This window comes from Pedobacter sp. WC2423, from assembly GCF_040822065.1.
In the GTDB taxonomy this organism is placed as follows: domain Bacteria; phylum Bacteroidota; class Bacteroidia; order Sphingobacteriales; family Sphingobacteriaceae; genus Pedobacter.
In genome coordinates this window covers 4542919-4567137 of record NZ_CP162005.1, presented here as the reverse complement: position 1 = coordinate 4567137, position 24219 = coordinate 4542919, and the positions used below count along the sequence as shown (strand labels likewise).

The following is a 24219-nucleotide window of genomic DNA, read 5'->3' as shown; positions in this document are numbered from 1 at the left end:
TTTCCATGAAAACAAAATATATACCTCTTTTACTGTCTGGCTTATTACTGATCACTGCTGCTTCCTGCAAGAAAGACCTGACAGACACAAACGTAGATCCCAATGCCTCACAGAATGCACAACCTGAATTCCTGTTAACGGCTGCAATTAAAAATACAGCCGACACTTATTGGGGCACAACCAATAATATGAATTCAAGTTTGCTGTTTGTACAGCACTGGGCAAAAATTCAATATACAGATCCGGACAGATATATTTTCAGTAATACAGCTTTCCAGGATTTATGGACAACAGGTTACCGCCAGGGAATTGTAAACCTGAACCAGTTAATTAAGCTGGCAGATGCGCAAGGAAATACCAACTACAAAGGTGTTGCATTGGTCTTAAGATCGTGGATATTCGCATTGGAAACAGATGCTTATGGTGATGTCCCTTATTCACAAGCTGGTGATATCACTCAATTCCTGACGCCAAAATATGATGCGCAAAGAGACGTATACCTGGGTATATTAAATGATTTGAAAGCTGCACAAGCGAGTTTAGATCCTGCTGGAAAAGCAATCACAGGTGACGTTATTTATGCAAATTCAATTGCTAACTGGAAAAAATTCGCCAACTCTCTGCGTTTAAGAATTGCTTTGCGTATTGCAGACCGCGAGCCGGCATTAGCTAAACAGGTAATTGCCGACATACAAACAGAAGGCGGAACTTATATCAGCTCGAATGCAGAAAATGCACAATTGAATTATAAAGCTTCTCCAAATCAAAATCCAATCAGCAATCTGTTTGATACCCGCGATGATTACCGGATCAGCAAAACAATAGTAGATCAGTTAACTGCTTTAAGCGATCCCCGTCTGCCTGTATATGCAAGCAAAGCAGTAAAGACACAACTTTATACTGGTGTACCTAATGGATTGCTTACAGGTGATGCTGCGGCGCTTGGTTTAACAAGTACTTCAAAGCCTGGTGCTTATTTTATTGCACCAACTGCTCCTGCTGTAATTATCAGTTATGCAGAAATATTATTTGATCGTGCAGAAGCTGCTGCCAGAGGTTTTACAGCAGAGAATGCAGCTGCACTTTATAGTCAGGCAGTAGAGGCTTCTTTAGTACAATATGGTATTTCGGCAACGGACATTGCCACTTATAAAGCAAGAGCAGATGTGCAGTATGATGCTTCAAATTATAAAAAGTCAATTGGAAACCAGAAATGGATTGCCTTATTCGGTCAGGGACTGGAAGCTTTCGCAGAATGGAGAAGACTGGATTATCCCATATTGACTCCTGCTGCTGCGGGTGCATTGAATGGTAAGATACCAGTCAGATTTATTTATCCGGGTAACGAGCAGTCCTTAAATCCTGATGGTTATAAAGCGGCAGTGGCACACCAGGGAACAGATGCTTTAACTACAAAACTTTGGTTTGATGTAAATTAAGTATCACATTTATAAATGTTTTATTGGGATCATCATTTTATTAATTCTTCAGAATCTTATAAATTTATCATATAAATCACTGATATTTAAGGAGACCGTTTAAATCATGAGAATTCTATTTGCCTTAATTACCTGTTGTCTCCTGCTTTTTTCCTGCAAAGGATCTCATGCGGTAACAGATCAGAACACCACCCAACAGGAGAAAACTGCTCTTGATAGTTCATCATCAACTGATACAGATTTTGAAGAGAATGTGAAGGTAGCGGGTATTCCGCAAAAGGCTTATACTGTTGCTGCTTATGTAGCTAAAAACAACAAAGCTCCACAAGGTTATGCTGGCGGAACAGTTTTTAAAAACCGGGAAGGATTATTACCTCAGGGGGGTAGCTTATAAGGAATATGATGTAAACCCCAAAGTCAAAGGGCAGAACAGAGGGGCGGAACGAATTATAATCGGAGCAGATGGCACCCGCTATTATACCGGAGATCATTATAAAACATTTACAAAATTTTAAAGACATGAACGGATATTGCCTCTTTGAAGCTGGAAAAGAAAAGGATTTGATTAAAGACAACACACGTATCGTCAATATAAATGGACGTGAAATTGTTACTGTGGATGAATTTATTCACGAATTAGCCAGACAGCTTGACTTTCCTTATTATTATAGCAGCAGCCTGGATTCACTGGAAGAATTACTGAATGATTTAAGCTGGCTGAAAGAAACTAAGTTTGCTATTGTAGTCCGCAATTATCCCTTTTTCTTATGTGAGGAAAAGAACCTGGCCAGAAAAACCAATTTACTGGGATTGCTGAATGATGTAGCCGAGCAATGGGACAATGTACCTAACTATCCGGGAGAAGAAGACTTCAGAAATAAAGCTGACTTTAATATCTATATAGAAAAAGGAACTGTTGCAGCTGCTGAACTGGAGAAACTGAACATCAGCTATAACGAGGTAAAATAATCAGTTATAAATATCATTTAATTAAAAAGGCGACCCTGAATGGACTGCCCCCAAAAAGTTAGACACTTTCTGGGGGCAGTCCATTCAGGGTCGCCTTTTTTAGGTGCATATAAAGCTTATTCACCTCCGGCAGATTCAGGCCGGTCCTCCAGCTTTACTCCCCAGGTAGCAGAAGGCTGATCGCCCATGTATAAGGTGAGCTCCCCTCCTTCAACAATAGCTGCATGCAAGAGATAATTTTTAGTATAAGGCTTGCCATTTAAAACAGCCTTCTGGATATATTTATTTTTTGGACTGTTGCCAATCACTTTAAGTTCAAATTTCTTTGCTCCCGGAAGGGTAATGACCGCATGATCTACCAGTGGAGAACCAAATACATATGCCCCGTTAGCTGGATTGACAGGATAAAACCCTAAAGCCGAGAATACATACCATGATGACATCTGTCCGAGATCTTCATTACCACAAAGACCATCAGGCTTAGCGGTATATAATGAATCTGTGATCTGGCGTACTACCTGCGCAGTTCTCCAAGGCTTACCAGCATAAGCATACATATAGGGTGTATGGTGATTAGGTTCGTTCCCTTGTGCATACTGACCGATTAAACCACTGATATCCGGAGAACCACCTGCTTCTACAACAGAACTGATACTGAACAAAGAATCAAGTTTTCTGGTAAAACCAGCTTCGCCACCAAATAAGTGAATCAAACCTTCAGGATCTTGTGGAACTAGCCAGGTATACTGCCAGGCATTTCCTTCGGTATAATCATCTTCACGATGTTTAGAAGCTACAGGATCAAAAGGTTTACGCCAGCTGCCATTTGCAAGTTTACCACGCATAAATCCGACCTGCGGATCAAAATATTCCGCATATAACTTAGCTCTTTTGCTGAAATATAAATAATCTTCTTCTTTATGCATTGCTTTTGCCATACGGGCAATACACCAGTCATCAATCGCATATTCCAGCCCTTTTGCAACAGCTTCGTTTACTTTATCAGCAGGAATATATTTCAATTTTTGTGCATATTCTATCCCGTCTTCTTTTTGCATTGCAGAATGTCTGATCGCCTGGTAAGCAAGCTCCACATCATATTTTCTGTAACCTTTCAAATAAGCGTCCACAATAATCGGCACAGCGTGGTATCCAATCATCGTATTCGTTTCATTCCCCATTAAGTGCCATACAGGCAATTTGCCCTGTTGTTTATATATAGCCAGGAATGAACTGATAATGTCAGATACTTTATCCGGATGGATAATCGTATACAAAGGATGAAAAGCACGATAGGTATCCCACAGTGAAAACGTGGTATAGTTATCAAATCCGGGCTTATGATAAACTTTCTTATCTGTGCCGCGGTAATCGCCATTTGCATCATTAAATAAGGTTGGGGCAATCATCGTATGATACAAAGCAGTATAAAAAACCTTTTTAGTTTCTTTACTTCCTTCGATCTGAATTTTTGCCAGTTCTTTATTCCATGTGGCATCGGCCGATGCCACTACTTTAGCGAAATCCCACGCTGGAATCTCGGCAGTTATATTAGCCAGTGCATTTTCATAACTAACCGGAGAAATACCTACTTTCATTTGCAGGACATTTTTCGCAATAGCTTTAAAATTCAACACGGCTTTCATCTTTCTGCCTTTTCCTTCGATACCTTTAGTTACCTGCGTGCTATCGTAAAGCGACATACTGCTTAAAGGTTGTGATAATTTAACCGCAAAATATAAACGCTGATCTTTTGCCCATCCTGCAGATAAACGATAGCCGACCAAAGTCGTACTGTTTACCTGTTTGATATACGTTTCCACAGGTTTATCCCAGCCAATTCCGTCACTCAAATCCAGCATTACGTGTGGATTATCTTGTTTTGCAGGAAATGTGTAACGGTGGAAACCAACTCTTTCTGAAGCAGTAAGTTCTGCTTTAATTTTATATTTATCCAGAACAACACTATAATATCCTGGTTTAGCGACTTCATTGGCATGAGAGAAAGTAGAAACATATCCGTTCTTCTGGTCAGTTTTAGTCCCTTTATCCAATAATACTTTGCCAGTAGCAGGCATCACTAATACATCGCCCAGATCACCAATTCCGGTACCGCTCAAATGTGTATGGGTAAAACCTACGATTGTATTACTGGAATAGTGATAACCACTGCACCAGTCCCAACCTTCAAAAATGTTTGTGGGGCCTAACTGAACTGCTCCGAAGGGAACATTCGCACCCACAAATACGTGTCCATGTGCATCCGAACCGATGATCGGATCTACGTACTGACTTAATTTATTCTGTGCACTCAGATTAAGACTAAAAATGAAACTGCAAATAAAGATCAGACCTGTTTTTTTTCTACTCATTTTACTCATATAATTTGTAAAAATAAAAACACCGGCCTTTCTATGCCTGAAACAGAGGATAAAAAGACCGGTGTTTTTATTTTTATTGTATTAGAAATTACCTTTGGCTACATCCCACCACAATCTTGTACCACCATTGTCAGGGCCACCCAATAATTGGATACCTTTATCTAATTCAGTACCATTTGTATTACGCTCATTCTGAGGGAATGGCAATCTTCTGATTTGAATTGCTGTACTGATTGTACCACCACTGTTATTTTGAACAACAGGGAAAAGTTTTGGATATCCAGTACGACGGTACTCAGACCAGGCTTCCTGCCCCTCAGGGAAAATTGCTAACCACTTTTGTGTGATGATGCGCTCCAGGTTTTGTTCGTTAGTCGCAGAACCGTCCCACTTCACAGTCACAGTAGTTGGTGATGGTGCATTATTCGCTGCATTTTTAGGATCCACATAAGCTGCAGGAACATTAGTTGCATTGTTAATATAAGCAGTCGCATCGCCCAATCCATATTGCTGAAATGAGGTATTGATACCTGATTCATATAAACTCTGAGCACTTCCACCCGCATTAGCCCAGCCTCTTAAAGCTGCTTCTGCACGTAAGAAATAAACCTCTGCAGCAGTCATTAACTGAACAGGGCTTGATTTCGAGAATGTAGGAGTTCCATTGCTCACGTTCAAACCGGAATAACCTGAATAATCATCTTTCGAAACAATATTTGTTCCAATACGGATTCCTTTATATTGTCCTGCCAGGTTTTTATCAGTAGCCGTATCAAAATACTTACCTAACCTTGGATCTGCATAACCTTTTAAATAAGATTCGATCGAAGCCCCCATTCTTGTATCTCCCCAGTCCTGAGAGATAAACACTAATGGATTACTAAATCCTACCCCCAGAACTTTAACAGCCATATTATCAGCAGGTGTTGTTAACAATCCTCCATTTGCTGGATTCATCGCTTTTTCCGCTTCTAATTGGGCTTTTGCAGCATCAACTTTTACCAGGCGCAATGCTAATCTCAAACGCAGGGAGTTTGCATATTTCAACCAGGTAGCCAGGTTTCCATTATAAACCAGGTCAAATTCACTAAAGTTGAAAGGAAGAGTTTTTCCAGCAGTTACAAAGTCATTTATTTTTTTCTGTGCATCATCCAGTTCAGTAAAGAATTGATAGTAAACATCCTTCTGGCTATCATAAGGGTTATTCACTTTCAAGCCTACGGTACTGTAAGGAATAGGTCCGTAGATATCAGTAATTCTGCTCATTGCAGTAACTTTAATTAATTGCGATACCGCCCAAACTGATGGATAAGTCTGGTCGATTCCATTGTTTTTCAGCTTTCTGACATTGGCCATGATATTTAAATAGCCTACTTTGAATGCCTCACCATTCCAACCCTGAACCATAAAATAGTTGGTATTGTTGTTACCACCATTAAATGGAGTAGGTGACATAAAATAACCAGAAAAGTTATCAGAGTTTAAATTTTGCTGAACCTGATAAGAGTTTGGATCACCACCGCCAGAAAAGTTAACAATTGATCTCTGCTCCATCTGGAAGAAGAATTTCAAATCATTATAATCTGAGATTAATTCCTTATCAGAGATACCAACAGGATCAGTATTAATATTTTCGAAGCTTTTTTTGCAGGAAGTGATGGTCAACACAGCCAGACACAATACGCCAATAACGCGTAGCCTGCTTGCCGGAGTTGATATATTGAATTTCGTTTTCATTTTCTTTGTCTTATTAATAGAACAACCGGTTACTAAAAGTTAGCATTTAAAGAGAAGCCATAGCTGCGTATTGCTGGCGGCATAAAAATGTCCACACCAGAAAGTCCGTTTGATGTTGACATACTCAACTCGGGATCAAATGGAGCTTTTTTATACAGATAGAATAAGTTTCTGCCAGTAACAGCCAATTTTAAGTTTTTAATGAAACCTGGTTTCACAGGTACATTATAACCAAAAGATAATTCTCTCATACGTACTACAGTAGCACTGTACATATGTTCGCTTGAAATACCTTCTCTACCACCAACAACACTATACCATTTCTGTGCATCCACTTTTGACACTGGGTTTCCAGCCTGGTCTACACCATTCACAGAAACACCGCCCTGATCGCGGGCATCACCCGTAACTTTAGCTACCCCATATTGTTCCAGCATAGATTCAGTAATAGACATAACCCTGCCACCAAATTTACCGTCAACCAGGAAGCTTAAAGAGAAGTTTTTGTAGTTGAAGCTATTGCTCCAGCCTAATTGCCATTTTGGATTTGCATTGCCAAGGAAAGTACTATTACCTCCATCAGCTGCTGTTGGTTTCCCATCAATGATCAACACCCGTCCCTGATCGTCACGTTTTAATGAGGTACCATAGATATCACCAAATGATCCGCCTTCTTTAAATTTAGAAACATAATTCGCACCTGATGCACCGCTTAAAGTAAACTCAGTGATTTCCGGAGAAAGGGCAAGGATTTTATTTCTGTTCATTGAATAATTTATTCCTGTTTTCCATTTCAATCCTTCACCATTGAGGATGTCATAACCTAAAACAACTTCTATACCTTTATTCTGAACATTTCCTGCATTGAAGTAATATTGGTTAAACAAAGAAGCCTGAGAAGCATCAGCTGTAAAGAACTGGTTCTTGGTATTTGTTTTATAGAAAGTAAAGTCAAAGTTTAAACGGTTACTGAAAAATCTCCATTCTGTACCAAACTCAATAGAATTTGTACGTTCAGGTTTTAAATTCTCGAAAGAAGATCTGATAGGAGTTGAGATTCCACCGCCTGCACCAAAAGAATTCAGAATGTTAGTCACATAATTAGGTACATCATTACCTACTTGCGCATAAGAACCACGAACTTTGGCAAAACTAACCCAGGAAGGTAAATTTAACTTCTCGTTGATGATAAAGTTAAGACCTACCGAAGGATAAGAAAATGGATTACCGTCAGTAAATGCTAAAGCTGAAGACCAGTCTGTACGGACCGTCGCATCTAAGTTAATCCAGTTATCAAATGCAACACTTGCACTCGCAAATACAGAGCGAATTTGTTTGTGATTATAAGTATTACCAGAATTTAATGGGTTTAATGCTTTAAAGTTCTGAAGTATAAATTTGTTAGGAATATTTAATCCGTCTTTTCCAGAGTTAAAAGTAACACCGTTATCATAAAAATCCTGAATACTTGTACCTACAGTTCCGGAAATTTTAAATCTTTCCAAAGGCACATTTATATTTGCAATCACATCCGCGTATTGTTGTCTGGATTTGTTGTTCGTATAAACATAACCACCGTTTTTGTCGGTTAATGTAACTGAAGTACCCGCGTAGTTTTTCTGATCATAGGTGTCAGTATAACTATCCATACTTCCACGTGCCTGAATATCTAACCACGGAGTAACTTTATACTTTGCACTTACGTTCAGCATTAAACGATCTCTGTCCAGCTCATTCGGGTTTCTTTGATTAACCCACCATGGATTTTGCTGGATGTCTTCAGATAAGAAAGGCCAGTTTTGTGTGTTCAGATTTCTTGCCGGATCAAACTTCTCAAATCCAGTTTTATATTGTTGTAAATCTAATCCTCTAGGGAATAAGTATAATCCTGTTAATGGATTAAAATAAAGACCAATCAACGGAGAGTTATTGATTTTTTGTCTGATATAGTTTACGTTACCTGAAATCGTCAGCTTATCATTAAAGAAACTGCCTGTTTCCTTTAAATTGACGTTATGGCGGCTCAATTCATTTCCAGGCTGAATTCCTGATGCTGTAGTATTAGCATAAGAGAAATAAGTCTGTAATTTTTCTGAACCTGCAGCCAGACTAATCGAATTCGTATAGTTCTGTCCTGTTTGGAAGTATGATTTTAAATTGTCCTGGCCATTGGTTATTGCAGGCCCCCAGCTTTGTGAAGAATTTGCCGAAGTCTGTCCATAACTGTTTTGGAATTTTGGTTTATAGGCCGCCTGATCAAGATTCAGGGAAGAAGAGAAATTTACTTTCGCTTTTCCTGCTTCACCAGACTTAGTAGTAACAATAATTACACCGTTTGCTGCCTGACTACCGTATAATGCAGCTGCAGAACCGCCTTTCAATACAGAGATACTTGCAATATCTTCTGGATTCAGGTTAGAAATCGGGTCACCACCGTCATAAGAAGTACTTCCGCCGTAAGCAGAATTCGGCTGAGTTGAAGCGCTATTGCCTGTACTGGAAACTGCCTGAGTCGAGATACTGTTATTCATGGGAACTCCATCAATTACATAAAGTGCCTGGTTACTTCCTGAAGCAGATTTACTGCCCCTTAAGATTACTTTTGCAGAGCCACCAACACCTGACGAACTGCGTGAGATAGTTAAACCAGCGACTTTACCATTTAATGAGTTCACTAAGTTGGCATCTTTATTTCTGGTCAACTCATCACCAGCAACTTGTTGAGTAGCATAAGTTGTAGAACGGCTTGTTCTTTTAATACCCAAAGCTGTTACCACTACCGTATTCAATTCTTGTGCACTAGATTTCAACACAATGTCAACTGTAGCCTGAGTGCCAACTGTGACTTCTTGTTTATCATAGCCTATATAAGAAAAAACGATGATATCGCCTGCTTTAGCAGTTATACCATATTGTCCGGACGCATTGGTTTGCGTAACCAGCTTAGTTCCTTTGACCTGCACTGATACTCCTGGTAAAGTTGTTCCGGTTGCATCACGCACTGTTCCTTTCACCTCATCGGCAACGGAGAAACCTGGAATGTTCATTAAAGGAGTTAATAGTTTAGGATGATCTGACTTTACCGTTGCAAAAGCATGCGACGAAGCGTAAAGTAGTAAACATGTCAATTGTAATGTTTTTTTCATTTTTGCTGATTACATTTAAATATTTTGGTTAGCTCTTTTCGCCTCAAAAATTTGTGACGATACCCCCTATATCTTTGTAAAAAAAATATACGTTAAGGGAGAGACCCCTTTTTAGCAATAATTGCCTACAAGAAAATCGCTTTTTATTAAATAAAATCGAATTAGCAAGCGTTTAAACAATTATTGATTTATTATTTTAATTATTTACCTTGCCATTCTTATAACTACTATTAATTCCCAAAGGCCTTGAAACCTGACTTATCTCCCTTATGGACAAAGATTTGCTTGGAAGATGACGTTAAAGCGTTTGAAGCTTTATATTATCTTTTATTCAACCGGCTTATTAAATTCTGTATTTATTACATAGGAAAAAAAGAAGTTGCTGAAGAGATTGTTTCTGATATTCTTGTCAAATGCTGGGAAAACAGAAAATCGGAAACCGTAATTCTCAATCTTGAAACTTATCTTTTTACTGCTGTCAGGAATCAGTCCCTGAAATATATTAAGAAAAATTCCCATTTTCATCTGGTAGAAATAGAACCCTCCAATGAATTTCAATTTATGCATCATGCAAATCCTGAAAAAGAATTGGAGAATAAAGAATTGCATTATAAATTAGACCAGGCGATTGCCAAGCTCCCGCAGCAAGCCAGAATAATTTTTAAGTTGATTAAAGAAAATGGAATGAAGTATAAGGAGGTTGCAGAAATTCTGGAGATCTCACCAAGAACGGTACAAACACAACTATTCAGAGCAATAGACAAATTAAGAATAAGTCTTAAAACATATCACCATATTTATACAAAAAACATAAAGAGTGACAATACACTGAAATTAATAGTTTTAATATTTTTTTACATATTTTTCAATTCTTGTAAGCAATTTTAATAAAAAAGAGTACTACACTATATAAAGTATAAATATTCTCTAATGACTGATCACAAATTCACTGAATTACTTAGCGAAAAATTATCGGGTGAAATATCCGCTGATGATGATCAGGATTTTATGGCAATGCTTGCAGAAAATGAAGATTACAAATATGAATACGAATCTTTAAACACTTATTTTCAGCAGCAAGATCTTCCGTACGAAAATATTGATATTATATTTAACCAAATAAAAGAGAGAATTAATATCGTTGGCCCCGTACATAAACCGATTTTTAATTCAAGATCAGCTATACAAAGATTTAGGCAATGGTACAGCATTGCAGCCATTTTCCTTTTTGGACTTTGTACATTCTTAGTTTATCAATTTTTCAATGCGAATACTCAAGCAGATAAGGGTACACCTATTGCCTGGAAAAAAACATATACTCCAACTAGACAAACCACAGCATTGGTGCTTGCTGACGGGAGTAAAGTCACACTAAATGCTAAAAGTGAAATCAAATATCCTATTTCATTCAAAGGCAGAACAAGGGAGGTTTATTTAAGTGGTGAAGCATTTTTTGAGGTAGAAAAAGATCACCGGCATCCTTTTATTGTACATACAAAAAATATAAGTATAAAAGTTCTGGGAACCACTTTTGATGTGAAATCATATAATGACGAACATGCAACTGAAACGACCTTACTTACAGGGAAAGTAGAGATCACGCTGAATAAGAGACCAGGAAAACATATTCTGCTCAATCCCACTGATAAATTCATATTGCTCCATGCAGTGGACAATAGTATGAAACATCTGAATGGAGATATATACAGCATCAAACCAATGACTTACTATAAGGATGATAAGAACACCATCCTTGAAACATCATGGATGAGTAATAGGCTTCTGTTCAGAAATGAAACTTTTTTCTTACTCAGCCAGCGTTTATCCCGATGGTATGATGTAACTTTTGTTTTTGAATCTGACAAACTAAAGGATGCTAAGTTTACTGGCGAATTTGAAAGAGAGACCCTGCCAGAAGCCCTTAAAGCACTACAAGTCGTTACCCCTTTCGAATATAAAATACAAGGAAAAACTATCTATCTTTACGTTGTGAAATAATATCATTAAAACGGTATAGTTTACAAAGCGTATATGTTATAGATGAAGACCGTAGTAAAACTGCTGATTTTTTTTGCATTGCAGGTTACCCTGAATGCCTATTCACAAAAAAAGGTAACACTGAAATTAAAATCTGCAGATTTTGAGAAGGTAATTGATGCCATACAAAATCAGACTTCTTATCATTTTATCTATAGCGAGGATCGGATACCTTCCAAAAAAATCAATATCAAAGTTAAGGATAAAGATGTTTTTTCTTTACTTGACCAGCTTCTGCAAGGTACATTTTTCACCTATAAAATATTAGAAAATAACCTGATTGCTATCAAACCGTTAACTCAAAACAAATCTGTCAGAATAATCAGGGGAAAAGTGATTGATGAGAATTCAGTTGCTATAGCCAGAACATCTGTTAAAGTCAAAGGTACTCACTCAAGTACAAAAACAGATAACAACGGTGAATTTTCTATTACTGCAGCACCATACTCTATCCTTATATTAAGCCAGGTTAGTTATCATTACAGGGAGTTTCCTGTAAAAGAAAATACAACTGTTGAAATCTCTATGCGCCCTTTACAAAATGACCTCGACGAGGTACTGATTACAGCCTTAAACATTCCAAAAGAGGAGCGTAAGATTGGCTATGCCATATCTGCTATTGATGGATATTCTTTGACAAAAGCCAGGGAATCAAATATCATCAATGCGCTGGAAGGCCAGGTAGCAGGTTTAAATATCAGTAGCGTAAATGGCGGGCCGGGTTCATCTGCACGAATATTACTCCGTGGAGCGGCAAGCATAACTGCCGGCTCTCCATTATTTGTAGTTAACGGAGTTCCCATTGACAATACACAGCGTGGAAGTGCAAATGAATACGGAGGCCCGGATTATGGTGATGGGATTAGTAATATAAACCCGGACGACGTAGAAACCATTACTGTATTAAAAGGTTCTGCAGCTTCAGCATTATATGGAGCCCGTGCGGCAAATGGTGTAATTCTGATTACAATAAAAAGTGCAAGAAAGAATTCTGGTACAGCCATAGAGTATAATACTAATCTATCATTTGATAAAGCGATTAACAATACAGATTTTCAATATATATACGGTCAGGGAACACAAAATAAGAGACCAGAAACCGTTGCAGCAGCTGTTGCATCTGGTCTGTATAGCTGGGGAGAAAAGCTGGACGGTCGGCCAGTAATCCAATTTGACGGCAATAAATACCCCTATTCTGCGGTAAAAGATAATATTCAGAAATTTTACAGAATGGCTCCGGTTTTTACAAATACCGTTTCAATAAGCCATGGTGGACAACATGGGAGCATTCATTTATCAGCTTCTAACCTTAATCAGCAGTCTATTATCAGGAATGGTAGTTTGGATAGAAAAACTGTCAATCTTTACACTATTCACGAGCTTAGCAAGAAACTGAGTGTCACTTTTAACGGGAATTACATCCGCGAATATAATAAGAACAGATCTTACCTGAGTGATGGTCCTTTAAATACAAATTATGGCATAGCCGCATTAGCTACAAATATTAACCAGGCTATATTAGCACCCGGATATAATTTAAGTACCGGCGCAGAAACACCGTGGAATGACGATGAGTATAAAACCAATCCATATTTCACACTGAATAAACAAGCAGATTATTCGAGTCGTAATCGATTTATATCCTCAGCAGCAGCCAAATACAAATTTAATGACTGGATTTATTTACAAGCCAGAATGGGTTATGATGTGAGCAATGATAATATATTAAGCATTGTACCAACCGGTGCTGCTTTTTCTGTAAATGGAGAAGGTGCTATTAATGCGATGAAAAAGTCCAGAATATCAGAATTAAACAGTGATTTATTATTAGCTATTAATAGAAATCTGGCCGAGGACCTTAATCTTGATATTTCTATAGGAACTAATTTCCGAAAACGGGAAGTAGAGTCCAATGGACTGATGGGATCCAGATTTATTATTCCTTATTTGTATACCTCTTCAAATCTTGTGACTACAATTAATAACAATACTTTTGCCAAAATTGTAACTGAATCAGCTTACTATACTGCTGATCTGAACTATAAAAATTATTTAAATATTTCTGCGACTGGCAGATATGATGTGTATTCTACACTACCCCGCAACAATCGCGGAATATTTGTACCTGGTGTCTCAGCGAGTTTCATATTTTCTGATCTGTTGAAATTAAAGGGACTGAATTACGGTAAATTAAGAGCAGGTTTTGCAAAAACCAGCGGAGAACCTATACAGCCTTATACTACACAAACTTATTACTATACAACGAGCGATGTAAATGGGGTTCCGTTGGGTAACTTCTCAAGAGACTTGCCCAACTATAATCTGCGGCCTTTCACACTAAACGAATTTGAAACAGGTATTAATTTAAAGATGTTTAATAACCGCCTATTCTTTGATTTCACTTATTTCCACCGTACCACTAATAATGAAATTATTAACGCGAAACAATCTGTTACTTCTGGCTTTACTTCTGCTTATGTTAATTTAGGCAAGACACGAAATTCGGGTATTGAGATACTTTTACAAGGTATAGTGATTGATCATAAAGATTTCAAATGGAGAGTGGGTTTTAACATCAGCCATATTGATAATAAGTTATTATCAATTGATGGTTCTAGCCAATATACGCTGGCAGGCACATACAGGCCATTGAATGCCTATACAGCCATGGTAGTTGGAAAGCCGGTTACGCAAATCATGGCTTATGATTACTTGAAGGATTCAAAGGGAAATATAGTTATTGGCGCTGATGGTATTCCTGTACGTGGAGCTCTGAAAGCTATGGGAAGTACGCTGCCAAATATTTATGGTGGATTCAATAACAACTTTTATTATAAGAATTTCAGCTTTTCCATGTTAATTGATTTCAAATATGGAAACAGGATTTTATCAGCAACAGAAAACTATTCTTACGTATTTGGCCTGAATAAGGCAACTCTCGAAGGCAGAGAGACAGGTATAGTGGCATCTGGGGTTCACCTCGATGGTACAGTAAATACAATCAACGTACCTGCCTATAATTATTATCCGCAGCTAGCGACAAATATTTCAGCATTATCCGTACTGAATGGTAGTTTTATCAAATTGAGACAGGTTACTTTAGGTTATACAATTCCTGCGCATCATCTAAAGAGAACGCCTTTTAGTGCCATTTCTATTGATCTGATTGCCAGAAATATATTTACACTGGTCAAGTACACGAAAAATATTGATCCGGAATCTGAGTTTGCTTCCAGCCTGAATTATGCTGGTATAGAGGGAGCATCTTTTCCCGCTATCCGAACTTTCGGTATAAATGTCAATTTCAAATTTTAACCCACAAAAAGACAATGAAGAAGGTATACTTACTCCTGCTGAGTTTTTTAATAGTTACCGAATTTGGTTGCAGCAAAGCACAACTGGATAAAATCAATACAGATCCGACAAAATTACCCGGAGAATCTTATAATCCGGACGAATTGCTTTCTACCGCACAGTTCAAATCTTCTAATAAGGGATACTATCAATTACTTTATCAGAGTACAATGATGCAGCTTCTGGCCTCTACTTATTTATATTATAATAATGGTGATAAATATGTAAATGCCGGGAGCTTCACAGATTATCAGGGCAGAATATTTGAGGAAGGTTATGCAGATGCTTCTACAATCAGGGAGATGCAGCGTCTTGCTAAAGAGAAAGATCCTGTTAAGTATTCAAATCTAATCAGCATTGGTGATATCATGTTTGTATTAATTTTACAACGAATTACAGATACTTATGGGGATGTACCCTATTCACAGGCCTCGAAAGCAAGAGAGGGAATTAAATATCCAAAGTACGATAAACAAGAAGATATCTATAATTCAATGCTGACTGATCTGGATAAAGCAATTAATAATTTAGATCCCGCAAAACTAAAACCGACGGCCGATTTATTTTATCAGGGAGATATTGCTAAATGGAAGAAATTCGGGTATTCGCTTATGTTGAGAGTAGCCATGCGTTTAACGAAGATTGCACCTGACAAAGCAAAATTATGGGCAGAAAAGGCTTCAACAGGTGCATTTTCTGACGTTAGTGACAATGCGCTTGTTATGACCGACGAATCAAATCTGGATGGTCAGAACGGCACTTCTCTGGCTTTGCGAACGGTTTCCGATTATAGGGAGGTAAGGTGGAGCAAAACCTTAATTGATGAATTGAAAAAAAACAAAGATCCCCGGCTGGGTGTGATTGCCGAGGTTCCTCAAAATGGACTCGCCAACAATATGAATGAGAATCTTGCTGGAAATATTGATCCTGCCGTTCAAATTGGGTTGCCTAATGGTTATGATTTATTGGATGGCGGATATGACATCAGCAAATACGCAGCATACCCTGGAGGGACAGGTGCAGGCTCAGATTTTGCACCGCTGGGAAAATATTCAAGACCAAGAACTTCCGTTTATCTGAAGCTTGGAGGCCCCAATTTTGTTATGACTTACGCAGAGACAGAATTTTTACTGGCCGAAGCTAAAGTAAGAGGATGGAATGTTCCTGGTACAGCGGCCGGGCATTTTGCAAATGGCTTGAGGGCCGCCCTAGAATCCTTGTCTAAACTGGATAAACTAGCTATAATACCTGAAGAGGTGATCAATCCTTATGTACTCAAACGGCCCCTGGATGAATCGAGCCAAGAAAAAGCACTTGAAATGATCAATACGGAATACTGGGTAACCACTGGTACTACGTTTAATTTTATAGAGAGTTGGTTAAATTGGAAAAGATCAGGTTATCCCCTCCTGATCCCTGTTAATTATCCAGGGAATGTGACGAATGGAACAATCCCGAGAAGGCTAATCTATTTATCTACGGAGATTTTGAATAATACTGATAATTTTAAGGAAGCTGTGAGCAGATTACCGGGAGGAGATTTACTAACTTCAAGAATTTGGTGGGATAGATAATCATATGATTTAGATTTCTATAAATCCACGATTAAATCCTTCAACCTCGTGACCACATTCTCATTGAACCATTCATTTTCTATCCATGCCGCACCAGATAAAGCCTGTGTATGAAAATAATCATAGCGATTATAGACATCCAATATTGAAGTTTTAATTTCATTAGCTTCAACCTTAGCCCAGAAGCCATGAGTAGCTCCGTTAAAATCAGCAGGTTCAATTCCGGAAGTACGGATAACTTTACAAAAACCACTATCAATAAGTTCTTTATGAACTGGAATGTCCGTAATAATTGTAGGTATTCCTAAGTACATGCTTTCTCTTGGGGTATAAGACCAGCCTTCACCACTGGATGGGAAGACATAACAAGATAACTTATAATACCAATCAGAAACCTCTTCAGCGCTAAGGTTACCTGAAGTCCAGACAATCATCTCGTCACTTTGAATACGCTTAAAAGGAGTGGTATCTAACCAATCATAGAAATAGGACACATGTACATGAAGTTTAATTTCGGGTATAGCTGATGCTTGTAATTGTTTACAGGCATCATATAACTTTAACATATTTTTCCTGTTAACAGGAATTCCCAGGAAACCAACATTAAATTCCTTCGGCTTCTTTTTCAACATCTGACCGCGTTTGTAACGGTAATATCCCTGATGTATTACAGAAATTGGAGTAATGACACCTGAGCTCTCAAATTTAACTTTGATAGCTTCGTGTGGGACAATACAATGATGGTATCTATTAATTGATTCTACCCAGTGTAAAGGAACCTCATCAGATTCAAAAGTTGTAAAGATAATATTGGTGTTTTGTACAGATAATCTATCTTCATAAAATGGAGCTATCCCACAAACTAATACTTTCGCCCCGCTAGTATGCTTAGTATCTTTAATAATGGTTCCGATATTTTTAACCACATTAAAAAATCCGGATAAACCATCATATGGCAATTCATGAGCAGGATACGTTTCCAACAACAGAATATCGCTTCCAGGGCCAGCATATTTATCAACTTTTGCTTGTTGATCGGACGGTGATTCTTTCATATCTTATCAATAATAATTTTTATAGGTTTTTATGTTATTAGCATAAATGGACACCAGCTTTAAAGACAATATTTTTTTCACTACAACCTTATAATCTTTTTTAAATAATAACTACACATAGCGGTAAACAGATAAATAGGAATTATCATTTTGATTTTTAACGAAGGCACGGCCCATGCTTTTTTATAAAGTTTACGGGTAAAATAATTAGAAAGGTTTCCATTTATATGTAATGGACTTCTGAAATTGCATGCAAGGGTAAATCCTATTTCCGCATCTTTAGGAATAACACAGTGAAACCAGCCCGGAGGAATATACAAAGCATCCCCTTCCGTAACTTCTACAATTTTTGGCTCCAAGTTTAGGTTCTGATCCATTAACTGACCTCTTAAGTACAATTCGTTTTCCAGGAAATCCGTAACATAGGACGGTCTGGAATGGTTGGGTGATATTAAAGCAACAATCTTAGTCCCGTTAACCTGGCACATGAGTGTTTCATCGCAATAGTGCACATGCCATGTAGTAGCAGCCCTACGATAAATAAACAAAGATTTTTCCCTATCCCATAGTGGCTTAGCAAGAAATGGAAGAAATGAAAAACCCTTAATATCATCTTTTAATCCAGAATATAGCGTACTTTCACCGATGTATTGACCAGGAATTGAAAACGTACGATCAACATTATTAAATAGTCTCTCAATAGCATCATGGAATGATAAGTTCACGCTGTTTTCCATCCTTTTTGTTAAATCAAAAAAATTAATGTTTGGAATAATTGTGATCTCCCTATTGTCACACGTATTAACCCAATATTTTTGCTTTTTCCATTTGTCTACAGCAGGCCAATGTCTTACTGCACTTCTTATAAGACATGGAGTATTCTTATCAAGAAATTTTGTTTTAAAGTCATGCGCATTCAAGTTCTTTACTTCCATAATATCGATTGACCCGGCATCTTTAATTCCTGGTATTGCTGAAAACAATTTACTCGCCAATTCTCTCATTTCAACAATATCTGTTATATTATCAATCATTATCTTATATTAAAAAATGTCTCTTTTATACTCATTTTATTGCTATAATTAGCGGCTTCTCTAACCAATGCGTTTGCAAGTGCCTCCGAAGAATCTATCACTCTTATATCCTTAAACACATCCGGAGTATTCATGATTGAAAAATCTGTACAACCAAGAATAATTACATCTGTACCTTTTTCGTTGAAAAAAGCCATTGCAGTTTCCATTAGTTCCCGAACTTCTTTTGTAACCACTTTAACATTCGTTTTCAATCCGTATTCTGTGTCATAAATCATCCTGTGAATCACGTCATTTTGCAAATCATCATCGGGCAGAATTACATCATATCCCATTTTCTTTAACAAGTCTGCATATAGACCAGAATAGTGTGTCCCATTAGTCGTTAGTAATCCAATTCTGCGGGCGGCCGGATGAATTTCAGCAATTGATCTGCATGCTTCTAAAGGCATATGGACCAAAGAGACCTGGCTATCTACTTTATCTAGTTCTTTTAAAATTACATCGTATATTTCAGGAGCATGTGAGGTATTACAAGCAATCCCAATCACAACTGCACCTGCCATTTCCAACTTTTTAATGACCTCAGCAATATTTAATGCTGGATTAATTAGCTCGCTCCCATTTAAAAAAGCAGTTCTGTCGACTATATGTTTTGGAAAGGACATCAGAATTGTTGATAAGTGATCCTGATCAACCTTCGCTTTGGTTTTATGAAGTATATAATTAAAAAGTGAAAGTCCGGCTTGCGGCCCCATTCCCCCAACTAATCCAATTGTTATATCATTTTCAAATGCTCCCATTTAAATAAGCTTAAATATTTATAATAAATATGTTTTAAGGTTTCAGCCAGGAAATAAATAGCTGTTCTTCCAATTTTAATTTAAATTGATTTTCTCTTCGCAAACCTTAATATCCGGATCGACAGGATCATTCGTATAATTCAGTTCTTTGGCCATAACCAGATTTTTGTGTGCAGTACGGAAATCATTTTCCATCATATCAATATGACCAAGCAAATAATAAGCAAATGCCGATTTAGGGTATAATTTTATATTTTCATTCAATAACTTTCGGGCTATAGCATTATCATGGAAGATGAATTGCCTTCCCAATTCATTTAGAATTTTATCCCCTATTTTACCATCGGATTTCTTAATCAGCGCCATAAGCCGACTAGTCATCTGATCTTCACCCTGCTGCAAATATGTGTTAAGCAGTTCAATAGCAGTACTTGGATATTGACTCTTATAATCGTTTTTAAAATAATCATCGATGTCAAATCCTACAGTCATTTCACATAATTTTTTTGTGAGAGACTTTCCACGATCACTATTCGCAAGGAATACTAATCCTCTTTTATGAGTAATAGAATAACAGACAAATCCTTTAAATCCAAAATTGTCTCCACCATGCAGCATCAGCGTATCTTTATCGGTACGCAGAATCTCAAAACCAGGTCCATAAAACAAAGACGGATTATCAGCATGCTCTTTTATAACTGGATTCTTCATCTCCTTAATTCTGTTCGCAGAAAAACGGTGTTCATCAAATAGGGAAATTATAAGTTTAGCATAATCTTTTGCAGTAAGATTTATTCCAGAAGCAGGTATTGGAGTAGTATTTTTTAATTTATTTACTTCTTTTTCAAAAATATCATGTCCAATTGCATAGTTAGAAGGGTTGGTTCCTTCCGCATTAAATGCCACATATGTCCGTTCCAGATTTAACGGTTTTATAATCATCTTTTCAGTATAATCCTCATAAGATTCTTTACGCAATGATTCAATCACCTTGGCAAGGTATTGGTATCCTTCGCCAGAATATATGTACTCAGTACCAGGATCTGCGAGAATTTCAAGACTATCAGGATTATGATCTTCTTTCCAGTTTTCAAGGCCTGATGCATGTCCTAATACCATCCTGGCAGTAATTAATTTATATCTTTTATCATGTTCCAGCAAAGGGTATTTCAAATATTCATATAATGGCTTATCCAGATCCAATTTATGTTCATCTGCCATTTGATTAGCCATATAAACCACGAAACTTTTACTCAGTGAGCAAGCTTCAAATAAAGTATTTTTGTCTACCAAATCTTGACTCTTGATTCTTTTATATCCATAAGCGTTCGAATATACAATCTGTCCTCCGTCAATAATTGCCACTGAAATACCGGGTATTCCCGCTCCTACAAGCATTTTATTTATTTGCTGGTCAAATTCCTTTTTTATTATCAGTTTGTCATTCACCTTGAAACTAGAAGTATCCTGTGCAAACAATATGCAGGAGCAGAACAAAGTTTCAAAGAAAACAGAGAGCACAATTATGTTTCTTTTCCAGTTGAGGATTCGTCGATTAGTCATATCATTTGATTGTTGTTTTGTCATATGTTTATATATAAGTTTATAATAGTAGAATTATTCTACAAGCCGGAGTTTATCATATAATTCAAGCTTACCATTATTCATTTTAAATAGCCGGTCTGCAACATCGAAATAGCGATCATCGTGAGTGATGGTAATAATAATTTTCCCAGCTTTTCTCATGTCGGGTAAAAGTGTCCGATAGAAGAAATTCCTGAATTCAGGATCCTGGTCTGCAGCCCATTCATCAAATAAATATATTGGGGAATCTTCCAGATAACATTGCAATAAGGATAGCCTCTTTCTTTGCCCACTTGATAAGCGAATTGTATTATACAATCCGTCTTGCACAGAAACGATATCCTTTAATTGAAGCAGATCAAGGTAATGCTCTATTTGAGCCGACTTATCTTCGACCTCTCTGATGTAGATTTTTTCAAATAAGAAAGAAGGATTAAAAACCGCAGAAAAATATTCACTCAACTGAGAATTTTTAACCTTGCTGCCATTAATAAGAAACTCCCCACTATCCTGGACATATAGTCCTGTTAATACCTTTGCGAAGGTTGTTTTTCCACTGCCATTTCCACCAACAATAAATAAAATCTCTCCGCTGTTCATCTGAAAACTGATTGGACCAATCGAGAAGAAACTATCAAGTTCTTTATTTTCATAGCTGAATGCAAGATCTTTAACTTCAAAAGATTCGACTTTCTCCAATAACTGCTGTTGTTTATAGCCAAGTTCAATCGTAGCTGGGATCTCAGCAAGAAAAGTCTGTATCCGTTTCCAGGAAACCCGAAGACGTAATATTGATGGAACCGAACTCAGTATATTGTTTACCGGCCCGACTAAATAGAGCAGAATAATGATAAAACTTAAGACTGCTGAATTACTGATTTGAGGAAATAGCTTAGGCACTGCAAACGCAATCAACCCCAACAATAAGATTAATGACGACTCCCCAACAAGGAATGCATTTACAAATCTCTTATCTGCAGTTGAAACTGTTGTTTTTAGCACATAAGCACTTTGACCAACATCTTTTTTGTACTCTTCTTTTTTGTATTGATGCAGACTTAGTTCCTTAAAACCATCAATCATACCATTAATTAAAGACATAAATACATTTTGTGCGTCTCTTGCCTTTTCAAAATAAAGGTTTGTACTCCTAACCACGTAATTATATAATCCACCGATAATAAGAATAACAAGCGCAGTTAAAACAGCAGGCCATAACGCTATAGATCCCAGATATAAGAAGGCAGCAATTGCAGTAAACAGACTCGTAAACAAGTTGATCAGCATATTGGATGCTTGTCCTATTGCATTGACATCATCGCTTGTTGTAGCATAGATACGCCCCCTATCCAGTTTTTCAAATCGTTGAAAAGAAGTCGAAAATATTTTTGTTATCAACTGGTTCCTTAGATCATAAATAATATCATTCGCATACTTTATAAGGTTTAGTTGTACGTATTTCCTTCCGCCAAGATATAATAGCATGGTAAGAAAGTAATAGAATAACAGGTACTTAACATCAATTGTAGAGTTTACCGAGGAAGTGATTAGGATGATAATAATGATATTAGACAAACCAGAAATAATACTCATCAGCAGTATACTTGGCACTATTCTTTTGTATTTATTATTTTCTATAAAAAACAAATTGAAAACATACAATGAAAAGCTCATTCCAATGGCAACCAGAAAACAACCAATCAGATAGGCAAAACTAACAGGGCTCCAAACATAAATAGCTTTCCAGGTGAATCCAGCCAGTGCTTCTGGTAAAAGATAAATACCAAGCAGCGCAGGAAGCAGCAGGACCAATACAATTCCTGTTCTTTTAATTATATGAAAAGAAAATCCAGAAAATTGAACTTCTTTTTTTCTAATCCCAATTATAAGATAAATAAAGTAACTCAATAGAGTCAACATATAAATTACCAGAATTAAACAGATAACAGAGTAGGCCGCATCATTCTTATCATCAGTCTGGAAGTTTTTTGAAACAGGTTCATTTCCTAAAAGATCCAATATATCATGACCAATCATTTCAGTATAGCCACTATTTGAATTTGCCAGCAGTGCTATTCCTATACGTTGATCAGGTCTGAATGCGATAAAGGAAGTATAATTTGGATTTAATCCGCCGTGATAAATTTCATTTCGACCATTTAAGGATCTTTCCCATCCCATGGCATAAAAAGAACTGTTTTGCGGAGCCACCCCTTCATCAGCTTTTTGCGTGTCCTTTGCCAGATCAGAAAGATCCGATTTGACCAATCCCATTTGAAACATTAACCACCGGGCTATGTCCTCAGCATCAGAAATTACATATCCTGCTGCATTATTACCTTTGAACACCGGCGCAAGGTATTCTCTTGGTTCAAAAAAACCAACTTTATATCCCTTAGCCAGAGCTGAGAATTGTTTAGGTTTACCTATAGTAGTATTTTTCAGATCCAAATGATCCAGAATATTCTTTTGTAAATATTCTTCAAAAGATTGTCCAGAAACTTTAGCTATGATTAAAGCCAGCACATCATAGTTTATCGTAGCATATTCAAACTTTTTCCCAGGTAAATGCTCAAGCTTTATATCTGCTATTTGCAATATATTTTTCTGTAGTGCATCTGGTTCGTCTGACTGCGGGATTTTTGAAATAGTTTTCCAGGAAATTCCACTTGTATGATGTAATAGCTGACTAATCTTTATGTTAACTGTCTTCCCCTTATAAGTTGGATGCATCCAGGATATGTAGGCAGAAATATCATCATTTAAAGACAGTTTATGCTCACGCTCCAGCTTAAGTACAGCTAAGGCAGTAAAAGCCTTACTACACGAACCCAATTGAAATAAAGTACCCAATTTCACTTTTTGATTCTGGGCAACATCTGCATAACCATAATTCATAATCCTGTATTGCCCGTCTTTTAAAATGATCAGGCTTAAACCAGGTATTCCGCCTTTCTTCATCAATTTGGGAACCTCATTGTCTATATAATTCTGTACATTCCCTGGAAGTTGTGGGTTTTTAGAGTAAACCTGACCTGAGAAGAGAAACAGTAATAAGCAGGAGACAAAAGATTTTAAATAAATCATTTTCATTTTTAAAGAATAA

16 protein-coding genes are annotated in these 24219 nt (G+C 37.2%); 8 read left to right on the top strand and 8 right to left on the bottom strand.

Annotation, left to right across the window (positions count from 1 at the left end; translation table 11 throughout):
- Positions 1-5 precede the first annotated feature (5 nt).
- The 4 genes from AB3G38_RS18940 (at position 6) to AB3G38_RS18925 (ending at position 2408) form a co-directional block, all read left to right on the top strand.
- Positions 6-1439 (top strand): SusD/RagB family nutrient-binding outer membrane lipoprotein, encoded by a 1434-nt coding sequence (locus AB3G38_RS18940; protein ID WP_367865358.1) that lies wholly within the window; start codon positions 6-8, stop codon positions 1437-1439.
- A gap of 106 nt (positions 1440-1545) precedes the next feature.
- The gene (locus tag AB3G38_RS18935; RefSeq protein WP_367865357.1) at positions 1546-1833 is read left to right on the top strand and encodes a hypothetical protein; all 288 of its coding nucleotides are present in this window, start codon (positions 1546-1548) and stop codon (positions 1831-1833) included.
- A complete protein-coding gene (locus tag AB3G38_RS18930; protein WP_367865356.1) occupies positions 1772-1954 on the top strand; it encodes a ribonuclease domain-containing protein in 183 nt (60 codons plus the stop codon). Before AB3G38_RS18935 ends, AB3G38_RS18930 begins: the two co-directional genes overlap by 62 nt.
- A 4-nt stretch (positions 1955-1958) precedes the next feature.
- Complete coding sequence (locus tag AB3G38_RS18925) at positions 1959-2408, top strand: barstar family protein (protein ID WP_367865355.1); 450 nt, start codon at positions 1959-1961, stop codon at positions 2406-2408.
- Between the two features lie 116 nt (positions 2409-2524).
- Here AB3G38_RS18925 and AB3G38_RS18920 read toward each other — a convergent pair whose 3' ends face one another.
- The 3 genes from AB3G38_RS18920 to AB3G38_RS18910 all read right to left on the bottom strand — a co-directional run bounded on the left by AB3G38_RS18920 (position 2525) and on the right by AB3G38_RS18910 (position 9672).
- Positions 2525-4780, bottom strand: coding sequence for a GH92 family glycosyl hydrolase (locus AB3G38_RS18920; RefSeq protein WP_367865354.1), 2256 nt, complete (start codon positions 4778-4780; stop codon positions 2525-2527).
- Between the two features lie 90 nt (positions 4781-4870).
- Complete coding sequence (locus AB3G38_RS18915; RefSeq protein WP_367865353.1) at positions 4871-6526, bottom strand: RagB/SusD family nutrient uptake outer membrane protein; 1656 nt, start codon at positions 6524-6526, stop codon at positions 4871-4873.
- A 32-nt stretch (positions 6527-6558) separates the two neighbouring features.
- Entirely contained in the window at positions 6559-9672 is a 3114-nt protein-coding gene (locus tag AB3G38_RS18910; protein ID WP_367865352.1) for a SusC/RagA family TonB-linked outer membrane protein, read from the bottom strand.
- Positions 9673-9918: 246 nt separating this feature from the next.
- On the opposite strand from AB3G38_RS18910, the gene AB3G38_RS18905 reads away from it, so the two are divergent.
- From AB3G38_RS18905 to AB3G38_RS18890, 4 genes are read left to right on the top strand one after another with little or no spacing between them, the layout of a single operon-like run.
- Positions 9919-10560 carry an RNA polymerase sigma-70 factor gene (locus tag AB3G38_RS18905; RefSeq protein WP_367865351.1) on the top strand — a complete coding sequence of 214 codons (642 nt, stop codon included), beginning with the start codon at positions 9919-9921 and terminating at the stop codon, positions 10558-10560.
- A gap of 42 nt (positions 10561-10602) precedes the next feature.
- Positions 10603-11670 (top strand): FecR family protein, encoded by a 1068-nt coding sequence (locus AB3G38_RS18900; protein WP_367865350.1) that lies wholly within the window; start codon positions 10603-10605, stop codon positions 11668-11670.
- A gap of 42 nt (positions 11671-11712) precedes the next feature.
- Positions 11713-15024: a SusC/RagA family TonB-linked outer membrane protein gene (locus AB3G38_RS18895; RefSeq protein WP_367865349.1), complete on the top strand. Its 3312-nt coding sequence runs from the start codon at positions 11713-11715 to the stop codon at positions 15022-15024.
- 14 nt (positions 15025-15038) lie between these two features.
- Positions 15039-16637, top strand: coding sequence for a SusD/RagB family nutrient-binding outer membrane lipoprotein (locus AB3G38_RS18890; protein ID WP_367865348.1), 1599 nt, complete (start codon positions 15039-15041; stop codon positions 16635-16637).
- Between the two features lie 17 nt (positions 16638-16654).
- On the opposite strand, the gene AB3G38_RS18885 is transcribed toward AB3G38_RS18890, so the two are convergent.
- The 5 genes from AB3G38_RS18885 to AB3G38_RS18865 all read right to left on the bottom strand — a co-directional run bounded on the left by AB3G38_RS18885 (position 16655) and on the right by AB3G38_RS18865 (position 24206).
- Positions 16655-17692: a glycosyltransferase gene (locus AB3G38_RS18885; protein WP_367865347.1), complete on the bottom strand. Its 1038-nt coding sequence runs from the start codon at positions 17690-17692 to the stop codon at positions 16655-16657.
- Between the two features lie 80 nt (positions 17693-17772).
- Positions 17773-18726, bottom strand: a complete 954-nt coding sequence (locus AB3G38_RS18880; protein ID WP_367865346.1) for a cupin-like domain-containing protein — start codon at positions 18724-18726, stop codon at positions 17773-17775.
- Complete coding sequence (locus tag AB3G38_RS18875; RefSeq protein WP_367865345.1) at positions 18726-19529, bottom strand: aspartate/glutamate racemase family protein; 804 nt, start codon at positions 19527-19529, stop codon at positions 18726-18728. Before AB3G38_RS18875 ends, AB3G38_RS18880 begins: the two co-directional genes overlap by 1 nt.
- A gap of 75 nt (positions 19530-19604) precedes the next feature.
- Entirely contained in the window at positions 19605-21116 is a 1512-nt protein-coding gene (locus AB3G38_RS18870) for a serine hydrolase (protein WP_367865344.1), read from the bottom strand.
- A gap of 30 nt (positions 21117-21146) precedes the next feature.
- Positions 21147-24206, bottom strand: coding sequence for a cyclic peptide export ABC transporter (locus tag AB3G38_RS18865; RefSeq protein WP_367865343.1), 3060 nt, complete (start codon positions 24204-24206; stop codon positions 21147-21149).
- Positions 24207-24219 lie beyond the last annotated feature (13 nt).

Coding starts and splice junctions, on each gene's coding strand:
- AB3G38_RS18885 (WP_367865347.1), bottom strand. CDS start 17,692: ATGAAAGAATCACCGTCCGATCAACAAGCAAAAGTTGATAAATATGCT.
- AB3G38_RS18895 (WP_367865349.1), top strand. CDS start 11,713: ATGAAGACCGTAGTAAAACTGCTGATTTTTTTTGCATTGCAGGTTACC.
- AB3G38_RS18880 (WP_367865346.1), bottom strand. CDS start 18,726: ATGATTGATAATATAACAGATATTGTTGAAATGAGAGAATTGGCGAGT.
- AB3G38_RS18865 (WP_367865343.1), bottom strand. CDS start 24,206: ATGAAAATGATTTATTTAAAATCTTTTGTCTCCTGCTTATTACTGTTT.
- AB3G38_RS18910 (WP_367865352.1), bottom strand. CDS start 9,672: ATGAAAAAAACATTACAATTGACATGTTTACTACTTTACGCTTCGTCG.
- AB3G38_RS18900 (WP_367865350.1), top strand. CDS start 10,603: ATGACTGATCACAAATTCACTGAATTACTTAGCGAAAAATTATCGGGT.
- AB3G38_RS18920 (WP_367865354.1), bottom strand. CDS start 4,780: ATGAGTAGAAAAAAAACAGGTCTGATCTTTATTTGCAGTTTCATTTTT.
- AB3G38_RS18915 (WP_367865353.1), bottom strand. CDS start 6,526: ATGAAAACGAAATTCAATATATCAACTCCGGCAAGCAGGCTACGCGTT.
- AB3G38_RS18930 (WP_367865356.1), top strand. CDS start 1,772: ATGCTGGCGGAACAGTTTTTAAAAACCGGGAAGGATTATTACCTCAGG.
- AB3G38_RS18940 (WP_367865358.1), top strand. CDS start 6: ATGAAAACAAAATATATACCTCTTTTACTGTCTGGCTTATTACTGATC.
- AB3G38_RS18925 (WP_367865355.1), top strand. CDS start 1,959: ATGAACGGATATTGCCTCTTTGAAGCTGGAAAAGAAAAGGATTTGATT.
- AB3G38_RS18875 (WP_367865345.1), bottom strand. CDS start 19,529: ATGGGAGCATTTGAAAATGATATAACAATTGGATTAGTTGGGGGAATG.
- AB3G38_RS18890 (WP_367865348.1), top strand. CDS start 15,039: ATGAAGAAGGTATACTTACTCCTGCTGAGTTTTTTAATAGTTACCGAA.
- AB3G38_RS18935 (WP_367865357.1), top strand. CDS start 1,546: ATGAGAATTCTATTTGCCTTAATTACCTGTTGTCTCCTGCTTTTTTCC.
- AB3G38_RS18870 (WP_367865344.1), bottom strand. CDS start 21,116: ATGACAAAACAACAATCAAATGATATGACTAATCGACGAATCCTCAAC.